Source organism: Mesorhizobium sp. B2-3-14 (assembly GCF_006442175.1).
Classification (GTDB): Bacteria; Pseudomonadota; Alphaproteobacteria; order Rhizobiales; family Rhizobiaceae; genus Mesorhizobium; species Mesorhizobium australicum.
On sequence record NZ_VFVP01000008.1, the window covers coordinates 232287 to 251400 of the forward strand.

Below are 19114 nucleotides of genomic sequence, written 5' to 3' on the forward strand. Positions count from 1 at the left end.
TCATCCTACTCCCCTGCTCGCTTATCCCTTCCTGTTCCGCTGCCAGCCGATGTCGAGAAGGCCCAACCGGCCTGTCTCGCGGTCCATGGCCCGGGCGATGTCCCTGCGGCCGGCCCCGATATCGCGCAACTGGCGATCGGAGAGATCCTCGACGTTCTGGTGAGGAAGGTTGACCGCGACCCTGGCCTGCCGCAGCCAGGTACGGGCAGCCGACAGCCAGTCTGGCCGGGCGATGTATGCGGGGCGAAGAGCAATGTGAGACATGAGGTCATCCGTATTCCCCGGACATCAAATCCGGTTTGATGGTGTCATTGATGCTGCAATCATGCCGTATTGAAAAACAAACGGGAAACGAGTAGTTCTTGTCTCATCATCAAGTTTTATTTGAGGCTTGAGGCTCCATGGACCGCTTCGATCAGGTCGCACGCTGATGGCAGCGCTCTTGCCGGGAACGCGGGCGCTCAGGACGCTGGAGGCGGCGGCCCGGCACCTCAACTTCACCCGCGCCGCCGACGAGCTCGGCCTGACGCCTGCCGCCGTCAGCCACCAGATCAAGGAAATCGAGGATCAGCTCGGCATCGTGCTGTTCACCCGCACCAGCCGCACCATCCGGCTGACGGAGGCGGGCACGGTGCTTTACGAGGCGGCGACCGACACGCTCGACCTGCTTGGCCGCGCCGTGATGCGGGCGCGCAAGATGGCGCGCGGCACCGAATTCCTGAAGGTGACGCTGGACGCGCAGTTCGCGGCGAAATGGCTGATGCGGCGCGTCGAGAATTTCCGCCAGCAGCGGCCGGGCATCGAACTCAGGTTCGACATCGCCTATGGCTTGCGCGATTTCGATCTCGACGACGTCGATGTCGGCATCCGCTTCGGCGCCGGCAAATATCCGGGGCTCAGCGCACACCGCCTGTTCGACAACATCATCATTCCGGTGTGCAGTCCGGGCCTCCTGACATCGGGGCCGCCCCTGCGCGAGCCGCGCGACCTGTTCAACCACACGCTTGCCCATATCGAATGGGCTCGCCAGGGCGTGACATGGCCGAACTGGCGCATGTGGATGGCGGCGGCCGGCATCAACGATTTCGACGACAGCCGCACCGTGGTCTTCGGCACATCGACGGATGCGGTCCAGGCAGCGCTCGACGGCAATGCCGTCGCGCTCGCCGATTTCGCCATGGTGGCAAACGACCTGTCCGAGGGCCGGCTGGTGCGGCCCTTCGAACTCAGCATCAGGGTTGCGCCGGAATATGCCTATTTCCTGGTTTATCCCCAGGCCATGGCCGACGATCCCCGCATTGTCGCCTTCCGCGAATGGATCCTAGAGGAAGTTTCCAGGACGCGGACAGCGGACAAGGTGTAGTCCCTCAGGACCGGGCGTTGTGGCCGAAGATCATGCGTCGGTATTTCTTCACGTTCCATTTCAGCTTCTTGTAGAGCAGCGGCTGCATCTTGCCGGCGACGGAAGTCTGGAACGCGCCGTTTTCGCTGCCTTGCTCGACGATTGGCCGCTCGAACCACAGCATCTCAACGCCCAGCTTTTCGTCCATCTGCTCGATCTGGTGGTCGATCACGGTGTAGATCTTGTGTTGATCGATCCAGGCACAACGGGCTTCGGCGACCGGACGGGTGATGAGATAGGAATCCGCGCACCTGGCATGCAGTGCCGGGTAGAGCCTCTGGCCCCTGCGCAATTTCCAGCTCGGCGTGTAGTAGTTGCTGCCGTTGCCGAGATAGATGACGGCCTTGCGCATCGGGCTGCCGAGTTCGGCCAGCCCTTGCCGGAATTTGGCGACGAAGTCGCGCGCGAGGAAGACGTCATCCTCGAAGACCAGGCAATAGGGCAGGTCGGTTTCGAGGAAGTCGCGCCAGATGCCGACATGCTTCAGCGCCAGCGAGACCTGCGCCGGGTGGACAAAATCGGGGGCGACCAATTCAGCACGGATTTCCGGGGTGATATCCGCCCTGTCCCAGTCTGTGTAGAAGGTGACCGGCACGCCGCGCCGGTCGAACTCGCGCACGATGTGCCGGCGCCGGTCGTCGTAGCCCTGCTTGACGTGACAAATCCTGGTGAACACCAGGTCGCGGGGAAATCCGGACTTATCCGCCATCGTCAACGCACCGTCAGCTTGCAGCGGCGCCGAACCAGCCGATCACCGCGCCGATGATCAACAGCACGCCAAGCCAGTGACCGCCATCAATGACAGTCAGGTCCCAGCCGAAATTCTCGTAGCGATGGTTGACCGACAGCGTCGTGGCGACAAAACCCAGCCAAAGCACGAAACCGAAGATCAGTCCGGCCAGCCAGGTCGGCTCACCACCCGTCATCGCGCCGACGACCAGGGCCATGATGTAGGCCATCAGCAGTTCGGCGATGAAGGAGATGACGAAGGGCAGAGGCGATTTCTTCATCGTCGCCGGATCGAGCCTGGCGGCCTTCAGCCAGGGCTTGCTCAACGCCATGTACCAGGCGGCGCCGAACAGCCAGGCCACGACGGCGGCGGCGATCACCGCCAGCCAATTCACCGCTGAAAAATCCATGCGTTCCCCTCCTGTGCGGTTTTATGGAAACGCCTGTTCGGCGATGGCGTCAAGCAGTCGCCATACCGTGGTGCGTTTGACTTCGGCATCCTCCAGCGCCCTTGTCACCGGCACCTGATAGACGGCAAGCGGCTCCAGCCCCGATCGCGGCAGATAGGACCGGCCGGGATCGCCGACCAGAATGTCGGCGCCACGCCGTTTGAGCGTCGAAAACCACGGCATCAGCCGGTCGGCGAAGGGTTTGTCGTAGAAGACGTCGCCTGCCAGGACCAGGTCCCAGCCCGCATCGGTGCCCACACAGTCCGTGCCGAGGAACCCGATGCCGACGCCGTTGGCCTCGCTGTTGAGGCGGATCGCGGTGGCGCAGAACGGGTCGATGTCGGCGGCGGTTACCTCGGCAGCGCCCGCCTTGGCGGCGGCGATGGCGACGAGTCCGGAGCCCGAGGCGAAGTCGAGCACGCGCTTGCCTCGGACCATATCGGGATTGTCGATGACATAGCGGGCGAGGCCCTGGCCGCCCGCCCAGGCAAACGCCCAGAAGGGCGGCGGCAGGCCGATCTCGACCAGTTCGTCCTCGGTCCGCTGCCAGAGATCATGCGCTTCGTCGGCGAGGTGAAGACGAATCTCAGGCACATGCGGCGGCGCCATCAGCGCCGTGTTGTCGAGAATGAATTGCTTGGCGCTATCGGGTGTGAGTGCCGTCACGGCGCAGGCGTCAGGCCGCCCATGCGGCAGACTTCCTTCCATTCGGCCGGGGTCACCGGCTGCACGGAAAGCCGTCCGAGCCGCACCAGCGCCATCTCGGCCAGTTTCGGATTGGCTTTGACTTCTTCCAGCGTCGGCGGGTTCGGCATGTCCCTGACGGCGCGGATGTCGACACACTCCCAGCGCGGATCATCCGACGTGGTGTCGGGATGGGCCAGCGCGCAGACCTCGGCGATGCCGACCACGTTCAGCCCCTCGTTGGAATGGTAGAAGAAGCCGAGATCGCCGACCTGCATGGCCTTCATGTTGTTGCGGGCGGCGTAGTTGCGTACGCCGTCCCATTGGGTGCCGGCATTGCCCTTGGCCTTCAACGCCTCGAAGGAGAAAACCGAGGGTTCGGATTTGAACAGCCAGTAGTTCATTTTCTCTCCTCCTTGCGGCCCAGTCGCGGGCGCCGCGAATTAACTAGCCGCCGGCTTGTTGAACGTCCAGTTCCACTGGCGGATTTCGACGCTTTCGAACAGGCCGGCCTTGGCATAGGGGTCGGCGGCCGACAGAGCCTGCGCGCTGGCCAGATCAGGCGCCTCGACCACCACGAGGCTGCCATTGGGCTTGCCGTCGGCGTCGAGGAACGGACCGGCAAAGGCCAATTTCTTGTCGCCATTCAGCCCTTCGAGAAAGGCGACATGCTCGGGCCGCGTGTCGAGGCGCACCTGCAGGCTTCCGGGCTTGTCCTTGCAGATCAGAGCAAACAGCATGGTCTTTCTCCTGGGTGGTTGGATCAGAGTGTGGGGATCAATCGTTGGTTTCGGTCTTCAGCGGCCGGGTCATCAGCGCCGTCACGGCCTGCCCGATGGTGATGGTGCCGTCCAGTATGGCGGCGACCGCGGCGATGATCGGCGCATCGATTTCGCGCTCGGCGGCGATGCGGGCGGCGATCGCCGCGGTCGGCACGCCCTCGGCCAGCGGCAATCCGGAAAGTGCCTTGCCCTGTCCGAGCGCCAGCCCATAGGCGAAATTGCGCGACTGCGCCGACGAGCAGGTAAGCAGCAGGTCGCCAAGCCCGGAAAGCCCCATCAGGGTCTCGGGCCTGGCGCCGAAGGCGGCACCGATGCGGCGCAGTTCGACAAAGCCGCGCGTCACCATGGCCGCCTGTGCGCTGGCGCCGAGCCCGGCCCCGGTGACAGCGCCGGAGGCGATGGCGAAGACGTTCTTCAAGGCGCCGCCGATCTCGACGCCGATCAAGTCGTCGCTCGAATAGCAGCGCAGGTTTTCAGCCGAAAAACGGGCGGCAAGGTTGGCCGCAAGCGCCTCGTCGCCGGCGGCCACCACCACCGCCGTCGGCAGGCCGCGGGCGACATCGCTGGCAAAGCTCGGCCCCGACAGGGCTGCGACCGGGTTTGGCGGCAAGACTTCGGCAGCGATTGCCGACAGCAAGGCGCCGGTGTCGCGCTCGATGCCCTTGGCGCAAAGCACAAGCGGAATGCCGGCCGGCATATGATTCCTGGCGGCGGCCAGCGTGGCCCGCAACGCCTGAGCCGGCGTCACCGTCAGCACGCAATCGGCCCCAGTGAGGGCTGCCTCCATGTCGCTCGTCGCCTCGATGCCGGGCGCGATGGCGATGCCCGGGAGATAGCGTGGGTTCTCGCCCCGGCCGATCGCAGCCACGGTTTCAGGGTCACGCGCGAACAGCCGCACCGTATGGCCGGCGCGCAGCATGGCCAGCGCCAGCGCCGTGCCCCAGGCGCCGCCGCCGAGCACGGCGACATGCCAGCCGCTTTTGCCCGGACCCCCACCCTTCATGGCTCGATCGGTCATGCCTTGGCTCCGCGACGGCCGGAGCCGACCATTGGCGCCGAGACGCTGTCCAGCGGCCAGCGCGAGCGCGGCACGAAATCGAAGCCGTTCTCCTGCGCCATGCCTTCTCGCAGGCGTTCGATACCGGCCCAGGCAATCATCGCCGCGTTGTCGGTGCAAAGCTTCAGTGGTGGCGCGACGAAGCTGAAACCGGCGTCAGTGCAAAGCCGCTCCAGCGTTGTCTTGACCGTGCGGTTGGCGGCGACGCCGCCGGCGACGACCAGCGCCGGGTTTTTCGTGCCAGGGAATGTTTCGCGAAAGCGTTCCAGCGCGCGAGAAACACGGTCGGCGAGCGCATCGGCGACGGCCGCCTGGAACGAGGCGCAGATGTCGGCGACATCCTGGTCGCTCAAGGGCTCGATCGCGGTCGCCGCCTGGCGCACCGCGGTCTTCAGGCCGGAGAAGGAGAAATCGGGCTGTGCCGAGCCTTTCATCGGCCGTGGGAAGGCAAAACGCGATGCATTGCCTGACAGCGCTGCTTTCTCGACATTGGGACCGCCGGGATAGGGCAGGCCGAGCATCTTGGCGGTCTTGTCGAAGGCTTCCCCGAGCGCGTCATCGATGGTGGTGGCCCAGCGCTGGTAGTCGCCAACGCCGGGCACGGCCAGAATCTGCGTATGGCCGCCGGAGACCAGCAGCAAGAGATAGGGGAATTCGAGCCCGTCGGTCAGTCGCGCCGTCAAGGCGTGGCCTTCGAGGTGATTGACAGCGATCAGCGGCTTGCCGGCCGCCGCGGCGATCGCCTTGGCCGTCATCAGGCCGACGATCAGTCCGCCGACGAGGCCTGGTCCGGCGGTCGCGGCGATCGCATCGAGCTCGGCCAGCGCCACGCCCGCATCGGCGAGTGCGGCCTCGATAATGCCGTCCAGCGCCTCGACGTGGGCGCGCGCGGCGATCTCCGGCACGACGCCGCCGAACGCTGCATGTTCCTCGATCTGGGAGAGCACGATGTTGGACATGATTTTCGGCGCGGCATCGCCCTCCAGCGCCACGACGCTGGCGGCGGTCTCATCGCAACTCGTCTCAATGCCCAGAACGCGGATCAATTCGTCGCTGTCTCCAGAGATTGTATGTCAGGGCGTTCCTCGTTAGGAGAGTGCCCGGAAACGCAAAGCCAGCCGGGGGTTATCACGGACCGCGCGCCATGCAAACAATCTTGAAAATCGGAACACGCGGCAGCCCGCTGGCATTGGCGCAGGCGCATGAAACACAGGCGCGGCTGATGGCCGCGCACGGCATGCCGGCGGAGGCGTTCGAGGTCGTCGTCATCTCGACCAGCGGCGACCGCATCCAGGACCGGCCGCTGTCGGAGGCTGGCGGCAAAGGCCTGTTCACCAAGGAAATCGAGGAAGCCCTGCTCGCCGGCGCGATCGACATCGCCGTGCACTCGTCAAAGGACATGCCGACGCAATTGCCGCCCGGCCTGGAACTCTCCGCCTTCCTGCCGCGCGAGGATGCGCGCGATGCCTTTGTGGGCAGGGCGGCGAAGACGATCGCGGAACTGCCGCAAGGGGCGAAAGTCGGCTCCTCGTCGCTGCGGCGGCAGGCGTTGATCCGCCGCATGCGGCCGGACCTCGACGTGGTGATGTTCCGCGGCAATGTGCAGACGCGGCTGCGCAAGCTCGACGAAGAGGTCGTGAGCGGCACCATCCTTGCCTATGCCGGCCTGAAGCGGCTGGGCCTGGAAGATGTTGCCACCGATTTGATGCCGCTAGACAGCTTCCCGCCGGCACCAGGCCAGGGTGCGATCGGCATCGAGACACGGATCGGCGACCGCGATGTCGGGAAGATGCTGGTGGCGATCCACGATGTGGCGACAGGGCAGGCACTCGCCTGCGAGCGCGCTTTCCTGGCGGCGCTCGATGGTTCCTGCCGCACGCCTATCGCCGGCTATGCCGCGATCAAGGCCGGAAAGCTCTCTTTCGCCGGGCTGATCATCTCGCCCGACGGCACGCAGTCGCACGCGGTCGAGCTACAAGGGCTGGCACAGGACGCCGCCCGCATCGGTGATGAAGCGGCGCGGACGGTGCGTGCCAAGGCCGGCGAAAAGTTCTTCCACGGCTGGCTCTGAAGATGCTCCGCGTGCTGGTCACCAGACCGGAGCCGGGTGCGTCGCGCACCGCGCGAAAGCTGGAGGAGATGGGTTTTGAGCCTCTTCTCCTGCCCTTGACGGAGACGAAGGCGTTGCCGGTCGATGCCAAGGCGATTCCGGAAGACGTGGCAGTCGTCGCCATCACCAGCGCTAATGCGGTGCGCCACGCCCCCAGAGATCTGATTGCGGTGCTGTCCAATCTGCCTTGTCATGCTGTCGGCAGGAGGACCGCGGAGGCCGCGCGCAAAGCCGGCTTTCTCTCGGTCAATGAGGGGCTCGGCGATGCCGAGGCGCTGGCCGACGGCATGGCAATCGCGTTTTCCGGCAAAACAATCGTCTATTTCTGCGGGCGCGTGCGATTTCCCGCCTTCGAGCAGAAGCTGGAAGCAGCTCACGCCCAGGTCCATGCCGTCGAGACTTATGACACGCTTGCGGTGAGCTATTCGGACGAAGCGATCCTTCCTCTGATATCCGGTCAATCCGTCGATGCGGTGCTGCTCTATTCGGCCATGGCCGCTGCCGAAATGCAGACACTGGCCAGGCGACTTACCTTGCAGCAGGCCTTTGAAAAGACCCGTTTTTTTGCTCTTTCCGCGCGCATTGCCGCCGCTTTCGGCGACGGCACCGGCAAAGCAATGCACGTTGCCGCGCGGCCCGACGAGGAGGCGCTGCTGGCACTTTTGCGGGCACGGCCCTGACCCGCGTCATCACACCGCCCCTTTTCACCGCTTGGTGATGTGCTAGACCCTTTCTGAACCATCACGCGCCGCCAGGCGTTGAGACGAAGCGAATTTGCGGAGCCCCTGCATGGTCAAGACGCCGAAGATGCGACACTCGAAAGGCCGCCGCGAGCCGGTGACCATCGATCTCGATCCGGGCGCCGTCTCACGCATCGTCGACGAGGATGCCGCCAAGAATACCGCCCAGACCGATGAGGCGAAGGCCGAGGAAGCGGCGAACGCCTCGCGGCCAGAGCCGCCGGACGAGCCGGTACATGCCGATCAGGCGGATCTCGAACCTTGGGAGCATGGCGATGCAGCCGCCGGGCAGCCTGGCACCGACGCGCCACCGCAAGCCGAGGCCAAATCCACTGAGCCGGAAATGCCTTATCCCGGTTCGGATATACCCCCCAACCGCGCCAACGCTTCCGACTACAATTTTGAGGATGCAACCGCCAAAACCGCGGAGACCAAGGCGGCTTCCGGTAAAACCGACGCAAGGAGCGAACCGATGGCCACGCAGCCGAAGCGGGGCGGCCTCAACGGCATCGCCGCCGGTATCATCGGTGGTGTCATCGCCCTGGTCGGCGCCGGTGGCCTGCAATTTGCCGGCCTGCTCGGTGCGCCGGGTGCCGCTCCCGGTGTCTCGCTCGACGGCGTCAATGGCGAGATCGCCTCGTTGAAAAGCGAAATCGCGGATATGAGGGAAGCCGGCGGCAGCGGCGGTGCATCGGCCAAGGTCGACGGCCTGTCGTCGGCGCTGGATCAGGTCAAGAGCGATGTCGCGGCGCTGAAATCAGCGGTCGAACAGGGTGGCGCGGGCGACAATGCCGGGCTTGCCGCGATGGGCGACAAAGTCAAGCAGATCGAAACCACGGTGGCGGCCCTCGGCAAAGCCGGCAGCGCGGCGCCTGTCGATCTCGGCCCGCTCAACGAAAAGCTGGCGGGTCTCGATGCGCTGGTGAAGTCGACGGGCGAGGCGGCGAAGGCACAGGAAGGCCGTCTCTCCGCGCTGGAGCAGTCGGTGTCGCAGCTTTCCGGCAAGGTCGATGCGCAGGCGTCCCAGCCAAAGATCGCACTCGCCATCGCTGCCTCGGCGCTGAAGGCGGCGCTCGATCGCGGCGCGCCGTTTTCAGCCGAACTCGATACGCTGGCCGCGATTTCGCCTGATGCGCCCGAACTCGCGACCTTGCGGCCCTATGCGGAAAAGGGCGTGCCGACCCGTACCGAGATCGCCTCGCGGATGGACGCCGCCGCCAATGCCATGGTCGCCGCCGCCACGCCGGTCGATCAGAATGCCGGCTTCCTTCAGAACCTGATGTCGAGCGCTGAATCGCTGGTCAAGGTCCGGCCGATCGGTGCCGTCGAAGGCCCCGGCGCACCGGAAACCGTGGCGCGCATGGAGGCTGCGGTCACGCAGGGCGACTATGCCAAGGCACTCAGCGAATATGACACGCTGCCGGAAGCCGCGAAGGCAGCGGGCGCCGACTTTGCCGGCAAACTGAAGGCGCGCATCGAGGTCGAAACCCAGGTCGACGCGCTGATCTCCGGCGCGATGAAGGCATGAGGGCAACACGATGATCCGCCTGCTCGCCTTCCTCATCGTCGTCTTCGCGCTCGGGCTGGGCTTTGCCTGGCTGGCCGATCGGCCGGGTGACATGGTCGTCACCTTCAACGGCTATCAGTACCAGGTGAGCCTGATGGTGGCGGCGGTTGCCGTCGTCGCTGTCGTCGCCGCGGTGATGATTGTCTGGTGGCTCATCAAGTCGCTGTGGAACAGTCCCTACACCATCTCCCGCTATTTTCGCGTGCGCCGCCGCGACCGTGGCTATCAGGCGCTGTCGACCGGCATGATCGCCGCCGGCGCCGGCGACGGGGCGCTGGCCCGCAAGAAGACCAAGGAAGCGGCCAAGCTGATCCGCTCCGACCAGGAGCCGCTGATCCATCTGCTCGAGGCACAGGCATCGCTGCTCGAAGGCGACCATGAAGGCGCGCGCCAAAAATTCGAGAGCATGCTCGACGATCCCGAAATGCGGCTGCTTGGCCTGCGAGGGCTTTACCTGGAAGCCGAACGACTGGGTGACCGCAACGCCGCCCGGCACTATGCCGGCCGTGCCGCCGCAGTGGCGCCGCAACTGGCCTGGGCGGCCGAATCGACGCTGGAGGAACTGACCGCGCGCGGCGACTGGGATGGCGCGCTGAAACTGGTCGACGCGCAGAAGTCGACGCGGCAGATCGAGCGTGACGCCGCCAACCGCCGCCGCGCGGTGCTGTTGACCGCCAAGGCGCAGTCGCTTGCGGACAGCGATCCCGCGGCTGCCAGGACAGCGGCGATCGAGGCCAACAGATTGCAGCCGGATTTTGCCCCCGCCGCCGTTGCCGCCGCCGCGGCGCTGTTCAGGCAGAACGACGTGCGCAAGGGTTCGAAGATCCTCGAAGCGGCATGGAAGGCCGAGCCGCATCCCGAGATTGCCGAGCTCTACACCCATGCGAGGCCGGGTGACGCCGTGCTCGATCGGCTCAACCGGGCAAAGAAGCTGCAGGAGATGAAGAAGAACCACGCTGAATCGTCAATGACGGTGGCGCGTGCCGCGCTCGACGCGCAGGATTTTTCAACCGCCCGCCGCGAGGCAGAGGCCGCGATCCGGATGGACCGACGCGAGGGCGCCTATCTGCTGCTCGCCGACATCGAGGAGGCCGAGACCGGCGACCAGGGCAAGGTGCGGCAGCTGCTGTCCAAGGCGGTGCGAGCCCCGCGCGATCCGGCCTGGGTCGCCGACGGCGTCGTCTCCGAGCGCTGGGCACCGGTCTCGCCGGTCACCGGCCGGCTCGACGCCTTCGAATGGCGCGCGCCGATGGAGCGGCTTGGCCAGCTGATCGACAGCCACGATGAGCCGGACGCCCCGGCAGTGGCCATCGAGGCGCCGGGCAGGCCGGAAAGGCCGGTCGAGGTGATCGATCACGCCGCACCCGGCGACGAGGCGACGGGCAAAGACGCCGAAAGCCGCGAGGATCATGTCCCCCCGGTCACGGCCGCCGCCTTTGCCGCGGTGCCCGCCGACGCCGAGGCCGTCGAGCCGGCGGAAGAACTGGCGCGGCTGCCGGACGATCCAGGCGTCGATCCGGACGACGAGGCGGAAAAGTCGCCCCGCCGGTTCCGGCTGTTTTGATTTTGGGCAGGCCGTTGGGCCGTTTGGGAATGAATTGATGTTCGAGCGCGTTCTGTCGTTTCTCAGGGATTTACCGGCTGGCTCCGGCAGCCATGCCAGCACGGACGATCCGCGCGTCGCGGCCTCGGCGCTGCTCTATCATGTGATGAATGCCGACGGCGTGCGCCAGGATGTCGAATGGGAGCGGTTCAAGACGGTGCTGGCGCAAAGCTATTCGATCAGCGGTGCCGAACTCGAAGCACTCGCCGCCGCCGGCGAGCGGGCCGACAACGAGGCGATCGACCTCTACGCCTTCACCAGCGTGCTCAAGCGTCACCTCGACGCGGAGGGGCGCAAGGCGTTCATCGGCCTGATGTGGGAGATCGTCTATGCCGATGGCGAGCTGCATGAGCTGGAGGACAACACGGTGTGGCGTGTCGCCGAGCTGATCGGCGTCGAACGCCACGACCGCGTCGAGGCGCGCCGCAAGGCGGCGGCGCACGCGCCGGGCGCCACTGGAACATCCTCGGACGAATAGGATTTTCGCCGTCCCATGCCGCGCCAGACGAGGTCGAAACCAAAAATCCTGATCGTGCTGCATCAGGAGAATTCGAGCCCCGGACGCGTCGGTCACATGCTGCTCGAAGAGGGCTTCGATCTCGACATCCGCCGCCCGCCGCTCGGCGACGCCTTGCCGGAAACGCTGGATGGCCACGCCGGCACGGTCGTCTTCGGCGGTCCGATGAGCGCCAATGACGAGGACGAGTTCGTCCGTCGCGAGACCAACTGGCTGCAGATTCCACTCAGGGAGAACCGGCCACTGCTCGGCATCTGTCTTGGGGCGCAGATGCTGGCCAATCATCTCGGCGGCAAGGTCGAGGGCCATGGCGAAGGGCTGGTCGAGATCGGCTGGTATCCCCTGAAAGCGACCGAGGCCGGCAAGAAACTGATGCACTGGCCAGAGATGGTCTACCAGTTCCATCGTGAAGGCTTTTCGCTGCCGAGCGACGCGACGCTGCTGGCCACGAACGAGACCTATCCCAACCAGGCCTTCCGCTATGGCGATAATGCCTGGGGCATCCAGTTCCACGGCGAACTGACCCGAGTGATGATGCAGCGCTGGGTGGTGCGCGGCGCCCATCGCTTCGAGCTGCCCGGTGCGCAGCCCGGCCGCGACCATCTCGGCGGCCGGCTGATCTGGGACATGCATTTGAAGCGCTGGCTCGACGAGTTTTTGCGCGCGATTTTTGGCGAGCCAGTGGCGCGTTAGTGCCGGGCCGGTGCTCTGAATCGCCGGCTTCTGACAACCGACTTTCGGAGCCTAAAAACTAGTCCGAAAACGTTACGCTCACGCCGCGCTGCCGAAAATAAGCCTGCATCAACTTGCGGCCCGAGCGGTTGCTCTGCGCCAATTTGGCAGGATCGAACACCGCCTGTTTTATCCCCTCTCGCGCCAGCGCTGCCTTGAGCGTCGCGATATGGGCGTCGATGTCGGCATTGTCCGCCCTGAGCGACGCGTAGATATTTTCGGTCGCTTCGGCCACGGTCGGTTCGCTCACTTGTGTCGTCCTTTGGTTGGTTCGGCGGCGGCTTAGCATAGATTCGCTGCCCCGTCAGTTTCGTCCTTTGAGGTGCCTCACCTTGCGCAGCGCCGGGAACAGATAGGCCCACAGGCCGGCAACCGCGACGGCGCCGATGCCGCCGATGACCACCGCCGGAACCGTGCCGATCAGCGCCGCCATGGTGCCGGCGCGAAATTCGCCGACCTCGTTGGAGGCGCCGACGAAGACCTGATTGACGGCGTTGACGCGGCCGCGCACCTCGTCGGGCGTCCACAGCTGGATCAGCGTCTCCCTGATGTAGACACTGAACATGTCGGTGGCTCCGAGCAGGGCAAGTGCTACGATCGAGAGCCAGGTGAGCGTCGACAGGCCGAACAGCACGGTGCAGGCGCCGAACGCCGCCACGAAACTCAGCATGATCTTGCCAGCACGGTCGCGGATCGGATGGCCCGCAAGCCAGACGGCGACGCAGATGGCGCCGATCCCCGGTGCCGAGCGCAGCAAGCCGAGGCCCCAAGGTCCAAGCTGCAGAATGTCACGCGCATAGACCGGCAGCAGCGCCGAGGCGCCGGACAGAAGCACGGCGAAGAGGTCGAGCGAGATGGCGCCAAGCACGATCTTCTCGCTCCAGATGTAGCGGAAGCCGGCAAACAGCGTCTCCATCGTCGGCTTGTCGGTGGCGGTCTGTTGCGCGGGCTTGGGAATGGTGAAGATCAGCAACGCGGCGGCGAGCATCAGGACTGCGGCCGTCGCATAGGCCACTTCCGCGGACACGCCATAGAGCAAGCCGCCGGCGACAGGCCCGACAATCGTCGCGGTCTGCCAGGCGGAGGAGTTCCAGGCGATGGCGTTGGCGAAATCGCGCTGCGGCACGAGATTGGCGAACAGGGAGGACGAAGCCGGCCCGTAGAAGGCGCGGGCAATGCCGAACATGACCAGCACGGCGAAGATCGGCAGCGGGGTCGTAAGGCCGCGCAGGGTCAGAAACAGCAGAGCCAGCGCGCAGGCGCCTTCGACCAAGGTCGCCAAGGTCATGATCAGCCGGCGGCCGAAACGGTCGGCGACGACACCTGTAACCAGCACCAGAAGCAGCGACGGCAGGAATTGGACGATGCCTACAATGCCAAGATCGAACGGATCGCGCGTCAGATCATAGACCTGCCAGCCGACGGCCACCGAAACGATCATGGTCGCGAAAGTGGTGAGAAAGCGCGCCGTCCAGTAGCTGAGGAAGGCTCTGTGCCGGAAAGCGGCATAGCGCTGCTCCGGCAAGGTTTGTTCTGGTATCATGAAGTGAGGCCCCGTTGCGGTGGGCATCGGCTCGCGGGGCACTTCCCGAATGGGCGCTGTTCGACCAATGGAACTTGGTAAAGTTCGGGGCGGATATGCTTTAAAATCAGATCCGGATCAAGGGACTTTCGATCCGCACCACCGATAGCACGCGGAATTTACTGCCGCAGCGCAGCTGAAATCGCGTCCAGCCCGCCTTTCAACTCGGCCTCCGTCGGCCAGCCGAAGCCGACGCGGAAGAAGCGCTTTTCCATTTCGAACCAGTGGCCGGGCCCGACATAGGTGCCGTGATCTTCCAGCAGCCTGACATAGAAGCGGTCGAGGTCGAAACCGGGCTCGACATCGAGGCGCGGGAAGCCGACGACACCGCCTTCGGGCCGCACCCAGTCGACCAGCGGCTCGCGGTCGATCCAGGCCTGGACGATGTCCCGGCGCCTGGCCATTTCGGGCAGCAGCTTTGCCAGGAAAGCGTCCCGGCCTTCCAGCATGCCGCGCGCTATGCCTTCGTCGATGACGCTGCCGCAGATGCCGATCTGCTCCTTGGCGGCCAGAAATGTCTCCTGAAGGGCCGCATCCCTAGTGATCAGCCAGCCGATGCGGATGCCGGGAATGCCGAAGGCTTTCGACAGCGACGAGACGCTGATGGCTTTTTTGCTCAGCGAGGCCGCCAAAGGCAGGCGCCTGCCATAGGAGAGATCGCGATAGGTTTCGTCGACCAGCAGATGGCAGCCGCTGGCCTCGGCGAGCGCGACCAGCGCGTCCAATTCGGCACGGCTCATCATGGTGCCGGTCGGATTGTGCGGGCAAGTAACGCTGATCAGCTTCGTGTTCGGCCGCATCGCGGCCCTGACGCGCTCGACGTCGATGGCGAAGCCTTCGTCGAAGGCGAGGTCGACAAAGCTAATGGCGCAGCCGATCGCCCGCGGTGTTTCGATGTTGGTGGCGTAGTTGGGCCTGATGACGACGAGGTGATCGCTGGCCGAGAGCAGCGAGGTGGAGATGATGAACAACGCGCCGGCCGCACCGGCCGTGACCAGCACGTCGTCGGGTGCGATGCCGGCATCCTGCGCGGCGATCAGCGCGCGCAACTCCCTGTCGCCGCGATGCTCGCCATAGAAGAGGGTCAGATCAGGCAGCGAGAGGCCGATGTCGGAGAGTTTCTGATCGGCGATCGAACTTTCGGAGAGGTTGTAACGGATGCGGTCGTAACCGTACTCCTCCGGCGCTTCTTTCTCGATCACCATCCTGGTGTAATTCATGGCTTCCCCCAGATCGTCTTGTCCCAGGTTATCCAAGCCACAAAAGCACGAAGCCTGCCAAGGCGAATTCGCCGGCAGGCTTCTATTCCAGTCGTCCTAACAATTGGCTCAGCGTCCAAATAGCCTCAGGCCGGGACTTTGGCCTTCCGGCCCTTGCCTTTGACGGGGGCGACCACGGCGGCCTTGCGGCCGAGGCCGATCGACTTCGCCAGTTCGGAGCGCGAAGCCGCGTAGTTGGGGGCAACCATCGGATAGTCGGAAGGCAGGCCCCATTTGGCGCGATAGGCGTCCGGCGTCAGGCCGAAATGGACGCCGAGATGACGCTTCAGCGATTTGAATTTCTTGCCGTCCTCGAGGCAGATGATGAAATCCGGCGTCACCGACTTCTTCGGGTTGACGGCCGGGACCAGCGGTGCCGCCACCGGGGCGACCGGCTGGCCGAGCCCGCTGATCGAGGCGCTGACGCTGGCGATCAGCTCGGGAAGGCCGGACGCAGGCAGGCGATTCTTCTCGACATAGGCCGATACGATATGGGCCGTCAGCTCGAGAAGGTCGAGGGTCTTGCTGGCGTGGCTGTTTTCGTCGGTCAATCTATTTCCTCCATCCATGGCGCATAACCTCGAAAATGGGACCGTTTTCAAAAAGGATGATGCGCAAAATTAAAGTGGGTCGTCTTCGTGCGTCGCGCGCGACGCGATGTAGTGGGGCTGACTTCCTAGTCGGCAAATCTGCGCAATGCAATCTATCGCCGCGACATAACACGGCATTTTGAACAACTATACTAAGCTGTAACAATATCAGACGATCAGGGCCTTGTCGCGCCACAGACGAAATCCGCCTTCGAAGGCGCGTGTGTTGTCACCGCGCCTGGAGTCGGGGGGCAATTCGTCTAGCTTGTCGACATTGCCGCCGCCGATGACGGCATAGTCTGGCTGCAGGGCGGCGCGCAGCCGGTTGACGACGTCGAAGACATGACCGCGCCACTTCTTCTTGCCGCGCTTTACGAGGCCACGTTCACCGACATAGTCCTCGAAACTCTGGCCTTTTCTGTAGGGAAGGTGGGCGAGTTCCATCGGCTGGCCGACATTGTCGAGGACCATCGCGGCACCGAGGCCGGTTCCGAGGCCGAGGAACAGCATGCGCCCGCCCTCATAGCTGCCGAGGGCCTGCATCAGCGCGTCATTGACCACCTTGACCGGCTTGCCGAACTCAGCGGTGAAATCGAAGCCGGCCCAGCCCTTGCCGAGATTCATGGGATCGAGCACCGGCTTGTTTTGACGCACGGGGCCCGGATACCCCATCGAAATGACGTCATAGGACAGGCCGTCGGCGAGCTTCTTCACCTTGTCGATCATCTGCCTTGGCGTCAGGTCAGGCCCGGAATCGGTCCGGCGCTCGGTGCCACCGTCGCTGGTCAGGATCTTGACGTGCGACCCGCCAATATCGATCGAAAGGACTACCTGCCCGGTGTCCGACGCAGCCTTCTTGACCACCTTGGCCATCTCGTCCCCTCCACTCATGCGACCGGGTCGATCCAGCCATTGGGCGGCCCGAAGCCGGCCATGGCGTCCGCTGGCCCCCACGTCCTCGGTTCGTAAAGATGCGGCGGCGTGGTGTCGCCGAGCACCGGACCGACGATGCGCCAGGCGAGTTCGGCGGCGTCCTGGCGGGTGAAGAGCTGGCCGTTGCCGTTCATGGCGTCGCCGATCAGCCGTTCATAGGGCGGCATGTCGCCCTTGGAATCGTCGAGCGCGGTGAGTTCCACCTGCTCGCCGATCATGTCGTCGCCGGGCGCCTTGCGCTGGGCGCCGATGGCGATCATCACCTGCGGGTCGATGCGGAAGCGGACGTAATTCTGGTCGGCGGGCTTGATCGGGTCGAAGACGTCGAGCGGCGGCCGTTTCAGCCGCACCACCACCTCGGTGACATGCACCGGCATGTTCTTGCCGGCGCGGATGAAGAACGGCACGTCCTGCCAGCGCCAGGTGTCGACGAAAAAGCGCACCGCCGCGAAGGTCTCCACCGGCGAGTTCGGCGCCACGCCGGGCTCGGCGAGATAGCCGGTGAACTGGCCGCGCACGACATCGTCTTTCGTCAATGTCCGGATGGCGCGCAACACCTGCACCTTCTCGTCGATCAGGTCGTCGGCGGAGCGGCCGACGGGCGGCTCCATGGCCAGGAGCAGCAGGATGTTGAGCAGATGGTTCTCGATGACGTCGCGGATGGCGCCGACATCGTCATAGAACCGCCCGCGCCCCTCGACGCCGAAATCCTCGGCCATGGTGATCTGCACGCTCTCGACGTAATTGCGGTTCCAGATCGGCTCCAGCAGGGAGTTGGCGAAGCGGAAATAGAGCAGGTTCTGGATCGCCTCCTTGCCGAGATAATGGTCGATGCGGAAGATCGACTGCTCGTCGAACACCAGGTGCAGCACTCGGTTCAGCCAGCGCGCCGACTGGAGATCGTGGCCGAACGGCTTTTCGACCATCAGTCGCGCGCCATGCGCTGTGCCGGATTGCTCCAGCCCTTGCACGACGGTCTCGAACATGGACGGCGGCACCGCCATGTAATGCAGCGGCCGCTGGGCGCTGCCGAGTGCCGTCTTCAGCTTCTCGAAGGTCGTGGGATCGCGATAGTCGCCGCTGACATAGCGCAGCAGCGACGCGAACTTGGCGAAGACCTTCTCATCGACGGCGCCCAGGGCATGGACGATGCCGTCGCGGGCGCGGTCCTGCAACTGCTTCAAATCCCAGGCGTCGAAGGCGACGCCGATCACCGGTTCGGTGAGCGTGCCCTTGGCGACCATCTGGTAAAGCGCTGGAAATATCTTCTTGTGGGCGAGGTCGCCGGTCGCTCCGAAGAGCACCAGCGTATCGGACCGTTCCTGGCTCATGCGTGCGTCTCCCCTGTCGCCGTCACTTGCCGCCCTTCGGCTTTTCGATGTGCCCGCCAAAGGCATAGCGCATGGCAGACAACAGCTTGTCGGCGAATTCGGATTCGCCTTGCGAGGAGAAGCGGTCGAACAGGGCCGACGACAGCACCGGTGCCGGCACGCCGGTGTCGATCGCCGCCTTCAGCGTCCAGCGGCCCTCGCCGGAATCCGAGACCCGGCCGCCGAATTGCGCCAGACCCGGATCGCTCTTCAGCGCACCGGCGGTGAGATCGAGCAGCCAGGAGCCGATGACGCTGCCATGCCGCCACACCTCGGCCACCTGCGGAAGGTCGATGTCGAACTGGTAGTATTGCGGGTTTTCCAGCGGGCTTGTCTCGGCGTCCGCCGTCCGCTGCCGTTTGCCGGCATTGGCCGACTTCAGGATGTTCATGCCTTCGGCATAGGCGGCCATGACGCCGTATTCGATGCCGTTGTGCACCATCTTAACGAAATGGCCGGCGCCGCTCGGTCCGCAATGCAGGTAGCCATAGGGCGCGGTGCCGGCGGTCTTGTCCGGGGTGGGCGCGCCGGCATCAGCGCCAGGCGCCAGCGTGGCAAAGACCGAATCGAGGTGCTGCACCGCCACGTCGGGACCGCCGATCATCAGGCAGTAGCCGCGCTCCAGCCCCCAGACGCCGCCACTGGTGCCGACATCGACAAGATGCATGCCCTTGGTGGCCAGTTTCGCGGCCTGGTCGACGGCGTCGTGATAGTAGGAATTGCCGCCGTCGATGACGATGTCGCCGGGCTCCATCAGCGCCGCGACCTGATCGATGATCCTGCCGGTGATCGCCGCCGGCAGCATCAGCCAGACACAGCGCGGCTTGGCCAGCTTGCCGACGAATTCCTCCAGGGATGCCGCCCCCAAGGCGCCGTCGCTCACAAGCGCCGCGACGCTGGCCGGGTTGATGTCATAGACGACGCATTCGTGGCCGTCGCGCATCAGCCGCCGCACCATGTTGGCGCCCATCCGGCCCAGTCCCATCATTCCGATCTGCATGGTTTCGT

Annotated in this window: 22 protein-coding genes; 7 read left to right on the forward strand and 15 right to left on the reverse strand. The window is 64.9% G+C overall.

Translation table 11 applies throughout. From position 1 onward, the window contains the following. Positions 1 to 21 precede the first annotated feature (21 nt). On the reverse strand, positions 22 to 264 hold the full coding sequence (locus tag FJ950_RS21310) for a hypothetical protein (RefSeq protein ID WP_140618370.1): 243 nt from the start codon (positions 262 to 264) through the stop codon (positions 22 to 24). Between the two features lie 166 nt (positions 265 to 430). Here FJ950_RS21310 and gcvA point away from each other — a divergent pair, with 166 nt between their 5' ends. Continuing rightward, positions 431 to 1363 carry a transcriptional regulator GcvA gene (gene gcvA / locus FJ950_RS21315; protein WP_015315059.1) on the forward strand — a complete coding sequence of 311 codons (933 nt, stop codon included), beginning with the start codon at positions 431 to 433 and terminating at the stop codon, positions 1361 to 1363. A 4-nt stretch (positions 1364 to 1367) separates the two neighbouring features. Here the strand turns inward: gcvA and FJ950_RS21320 are convergent, their stop codons facing one another. From FJ950_RS21320 to tsaD, 7 genes are read right to left on the reverse strand one after another with little or no spacing between them, the layout of a single operon-like run. Next, positions 1368 to 2111: a glycosyltransferase family 25 protein gene (locus FJ950_RS21320; RefSeq protein ID WP_140618372.1), complete on the reverse strand. Its 744-nt coding sequence runs from the start codon at positions 2109 to 2111 to the stop codon at positions 1368 to 1370. A gap of 13 nt (positions 2112 to 2124) precedes the next feature. After that, positions 2125 to 2541 carry a DUF1761 domain-containing protein gene (locus FJ950_RS21325; protein WP_015315061.1) on the reverse strand — a complete coding sequence of 139 codons (417 nt, stop codon included), beginning with the start codon at positions 2539 to 2541 and terminating at the stop codon, positions 2125 to 2127. 21 nt (positions 2542 to 2562) lie between these two features. Further along, a complete protein-coding gene (locus tag FJ950_RS21330; RefSeq protein ID WP_181171362.1) occupies positions 2563 to 3288 on the reverse strand; it encodes a methyltransferase in 726 nt (241 codons plus the stop codon). Next, positions 3243 to 3668 carry an EVE domain-containing protein gene (locus tag FJ950_RS21335; protein ID WP_140618376.1) on the reverse strand — a complete coding sequence of 142 codons (426 nt, stop codon included), beginning with the start codon at positions 3666 to 3668 and terminating at the stop codon, positions 3243 to 3245. Before FJ950_RS21335 ends, FJ950_RS21330 begins: the two co-directional genes overlap by 46 nt. 39 nt (positions 3669 to 3707) lie before the next feature. Next, a complete protein-coding gene (locus FJ950_RS21340; protein ID WP_140618378.1) occupies positions 3708 to 4004 on the reverse strand; it encodes a YciI-like protein in 297 nt (98 codons plus the stop codon). A gap of 37 nt (positions 4005 to 4041) precedes the next feature. After that, positions 4042 to 5064 carry an NAD(P)H-dependent glycerol-3-phosphate dehydrogenase gene (locus FJ950_RS21345; protein ID WP_140618380.1) on the reverse strand — a complete coding sequence of 341 codons (1023 nt, stop codon included), beginning with the start codon at positions 5062 to 5064 and terminating at the stop codon, positions 4042 to 4044. Beyond that, a complete protein-coding gene (tsaD, locus tag FJ950_RS21350; protein WP_181171368.1) occupies positions 5061 to 6146 on the reverse strand; it encodes a tRNA (adenosine(37)-N6)-threonylcarbamoyltransferase complex transferase subunit TsaD in 1086 nt (361 codons plus the stop codon). The genes FJ950_RS21345 and tsaD overlap by 4 nt, the downstream gene beginning before the upstream one ends. A gap of 101 nt (positions 6147 to 6247) precedes the next feature. Here tsaD and hemC point away from each other — a divergent pair, with 101 nt between their 5' ends. The 6 genes from hemC to FJ950_RS21380 all read left to right on the forward strand — a co-directional run bounded on the left by hemC (position 6248) and on the right by FJ950_RS21380 (position 12333). Further along, positions 6248 to 7174, forward strand: a complete 927-nt coding sequence (gene hemC, locus FJ950_RS21355; RefSeq protein WP_140618384.1) for a hydroxymethylbilane synthase — start codon at positions 6248 to 6250, stop codon at positions 7172 to 7174. A 2-nt stretch (positions 7175 to 7176) separates the two neighbouring features. Beyond that, positions 7177 to 7893: a uroporphyrinogen-III synthase gene (locus FJ950_RS21360; protein WP_140618386.1), complete on the forward strand. Its 717-nt coding sequence runs from the start codon at positions 7177 to 7179 to the stop codon at positions 7891 to 7893. 109 nt (positions 7894 to 8002) lie between these two features. Beyond that, complete coding sequence (locus FJ950_RS21365; RefSeq protein ID WP_140618388.1) at positions 8003 to 9481, forward strand: COG4223 family protein; 1479 nt, start codon at positions 8003 to 8005, stop codon at positions 9479 to 9481. A 10-nt stretch (positions 9482 to 9491) separates the two neighbouring features. Further along, the gene (locus FJ950_RS21370) at positions 9492 to 11084 is read left to right on the forward strand and encodes a heme biosynthesis protein HemY (RefSeq protein ID WP_140618390.1); all 1593 of its coding nucleotides are present in this window, start codon (positions 9492 to 9494) and stop codon (positions 11082 to 11084) included. Positions 11085 to 11121: 37 nt separating this feature from the next. Beyond that, on the forward strand, positions 11122 to 11601 hold the full coding sequence (locus FJ950_RS21375) for a TerB family tellurite resistance protein (protein WP_140618392.1): 480 nt from the start codon (positions 11122 to 11124) through the stop codon (positions 11599 to 11601). 15 nt (positions 11602 to 11616) lie between these two features. Further along, positions 11617 to 12333: a glutamine amidotransferase gene (locus FJ950_RS21380; protein WP_140618394.1), complete on the forward strand. Its 717-nt coding sequence runs from the start codon at positions 11617 to 11619 to the stop codon at positions 12331 to 12333. 58 nt (positions 12334 to 12391) lie between these two features. Here the strand turns inward: FJ950_RS21380 and FJ950_RS21385 are convergent, their stop codons facing one another. The 7 genes from FJ950_RS21385 to gnd all read right to left on the reverse strand — a co-directional run bounded on the left by FJ950_RS21385 (position 12392) and on the right by gnd (position 19106). Then, complete coding sequence (locus FJ950_RS21385) at positions 12392 to 12661, reverse strand: hypothetical protein (RefSeq protein ID WP_051041236.1); 270 nt, start codon at positions 12659 to 12661, stop codon at positions 12392 to 12394. Between the two features lie 15 nt (positions 12662 to 12676). Beyond that, positions 12677 to 13915, reverse strand: coding sequence for an MFS transporter (locus FJ950_RS21390; RefSeq protein ID WP_015315074.1), 1239 nt, complete (start codon positions 13913 to 13915; stop codon positions 12677 to 12679). 158 nt (positions 13916 to 14073) lie between these two features. Further along, positions 14074 to 15174, reverse strand: a complete 1101-nt coding sequence (locus FJ950_RS21395) for an aminotransferase class I/II-fold pyridoxal phosphate-dependent enzyme (RefSeq protein ID WP_140618395.1) — start codon at positions 15172 to 15174, stop codon at positions 14074 to 14076. 125 nt (positions 15175 to 15299) lie between these two features. Next, on the reverse strand, positions 15300 to 15764 hold the full coding sequence (locus tag FJ950_RS21400; RefSeq protein ID WP_140618397.1) for a MucR family transcriptional regulator: 465 nt from the start codon (positions 15762 to 15764) through the stop codon (positions 15300 to 15302). 207 nt (positions 15765 to 15971) lie between these two features. Continuing rightward, the gene (locus FJ950_RS21405) at positions 15972 to 16676 is read right to left on the reverse strand and encodes an ROK family protein (RefSeq protein WP_140618435.1); all 705 of its coding nucleotides are present in this window, start codon (positions 16674 to 16676) and stop codon (positions 15972 to 15974) included. 14 nt (positions 16677 to 16690) lie between these two features. Continuing rightward, positions 16691 to 18067: a glucose-6-phosphate dehydrogenase gene (zwf, locus tag FJ950_RS21410; protein ID WP_140618399.1), complete on the reverse strand. Its 1377-nt coding sequence runs from the start codon at positions 18065 to 18067 to the stop codon at positions 16691 to 16693. A 22-nt stretch (positions 18068 to 18089) separates the two neighbouring features. After that, complete coding sequence (gene gnd / locus FJ950_RS21415; protein WP_140618400.1) at positions 18090 to 19106, reverse strand: phosphogluconate dehydrogenase (NAD(+)-dependent, decarboxylating); 1017 nt, start codon at positions 19104 to 19106, stop codon at positions 18090 to 18092. Positions 19107 to 19114 lie beyond the last annotated feature (8 nt).

Coding starts and splice junctions, on each gene's coding strand:
- FJ950_RS21310 (WP_140618370.1), bottom strand. CDS start 264: ATGTCTCACATTGCTCTTCGCCCCGCATACATCGCCCGGCCAGACTGG.
- gcvA (WP_015315059.1), top strand. CDS start 431: ATGGCAGCGCTCTTGCCGGGAACGCGGGCGCTCAGGACGCTGGAGGCG.
- FJ950_RS21320 (WP_140618372.1), bottom strand. CDS start 2,111: ATGGCGGATAAGTCCGGATTTCCCCGCGACCTGGTGTTCACCAGGATT.
- FJ950_RS21325 (WP_015315061.1), bottom strand. CDS start 2,541: ATGGATTTTTCAGCGGTGAATTGGCTGGCGGTGATCGCCGCCGCCGTC.
- FJ950_RS21330 (WP_181171362.1), bottom strand. CDS start 3,288: ATGGAAGGAAGTCTGCCGCATGGGCGGCCTGACGCCTGCGCCGTGACG.
- FJ950_RS21335 (WP_140618376.1), bottom strand. CDS start 3,668: ATGAACTACTGGCTGTTCAAATCCGAACCCTCGGTTTTCTCCTTCGAG.
- FJ950_RS21340 (WP_140618378.1), bottom strand. CDS start 4,004: ATGCTGTTTGCTCTGATCTGCAAGGACAAGCCCGGAAGCCTGCAGGTG.
- FJ950_RS21345 (WP_140618380.1), bottom strand. CDS start 5,064: ATGACCGATCGAGCCATGAAGGGTGGGGGTCCGGGCAAAAGCGGCTGG.
- hemC (WP_140618384.1), top strand. CDS start 6,248: ATGCAAACAATCTTGAAAATCGGAACACGCGGCAGCCCGCTGGCATTG.
- FJ950_RS21360 (WP_140618386.1), top strand. CDS start 7,177: ATGCTCCGCGTGCTGGTCACCAGACCGGAGCCGGGTGCGTCGCGCACC.
- FJ950_RS21365 (WP_140618388.1), top strand. CDS start 8,003: ATGGTCAAGACGCCGAAGATGCGACACTCGAAAGGCCGCCGCGAGCCG.
- FJ950_RS21370 (WP_140618390.1), top strand. CDS start 9,492: ATGATCCGCCTGCTCGCCTTCCTCATCGTCGTCTTCGCGCTCGGGCTG.
- FJ950_RS21375 (WP_140618392.1), top strand. CDS start 11,122: ATGTTCGAGCGCGTTCTGTCGTTTCTCAGGGATTTACCGGCTGGCTCC.
- FJ950_RS21380 (WP_140618394.1), top strand. CDS start 11,617: ATGCCGCGCCAGACGAGGTCGAAACCAAAAATCCTGATCGTGCTGCAT.
- FJ950_RS21385 (WP_051041236.1), bottom strand. CDS start 12,661: ATGCTAAGCCGCCGCCGAACCAACCAAAGGACGACACAAGTGAGCGAA.
- FJ950_RS21390 (WP_015315074.1), bottom strand. CDS start 13,915: ATGATACCAGAACAAACCTTGCCGGAGCAGCGCTATGCCGCTTTCCGG.
- FJ950_RS21395 (WP_140618395.1), bottom strand. CDS start 15,174: ATGAATTACACCAGGATGGTGATCGAGAAAGAAGCGCCGGAGGAGTAC.
- FJ950_RS21405 (WP_140618435.1), bottom strand. CDS start 16,676: ATGGCCAAGGTGGTCAAGAAGGCTGCGTCGGACACCGGGCAGGTAGTC.
- zwf (WP_140618399.1), bottom strand. CDS start 18,067: ATGAGCCAGGAACGGTCCGATACGCTGGTGCTCTTCGGAGCGACCGGC.
- gnd (WP_140618400.1), bottom strand. CDS start 19,106: ATGCAGATCGGAATGATGGGACTGGGCCGGATGGGCGCCAACATGGTG.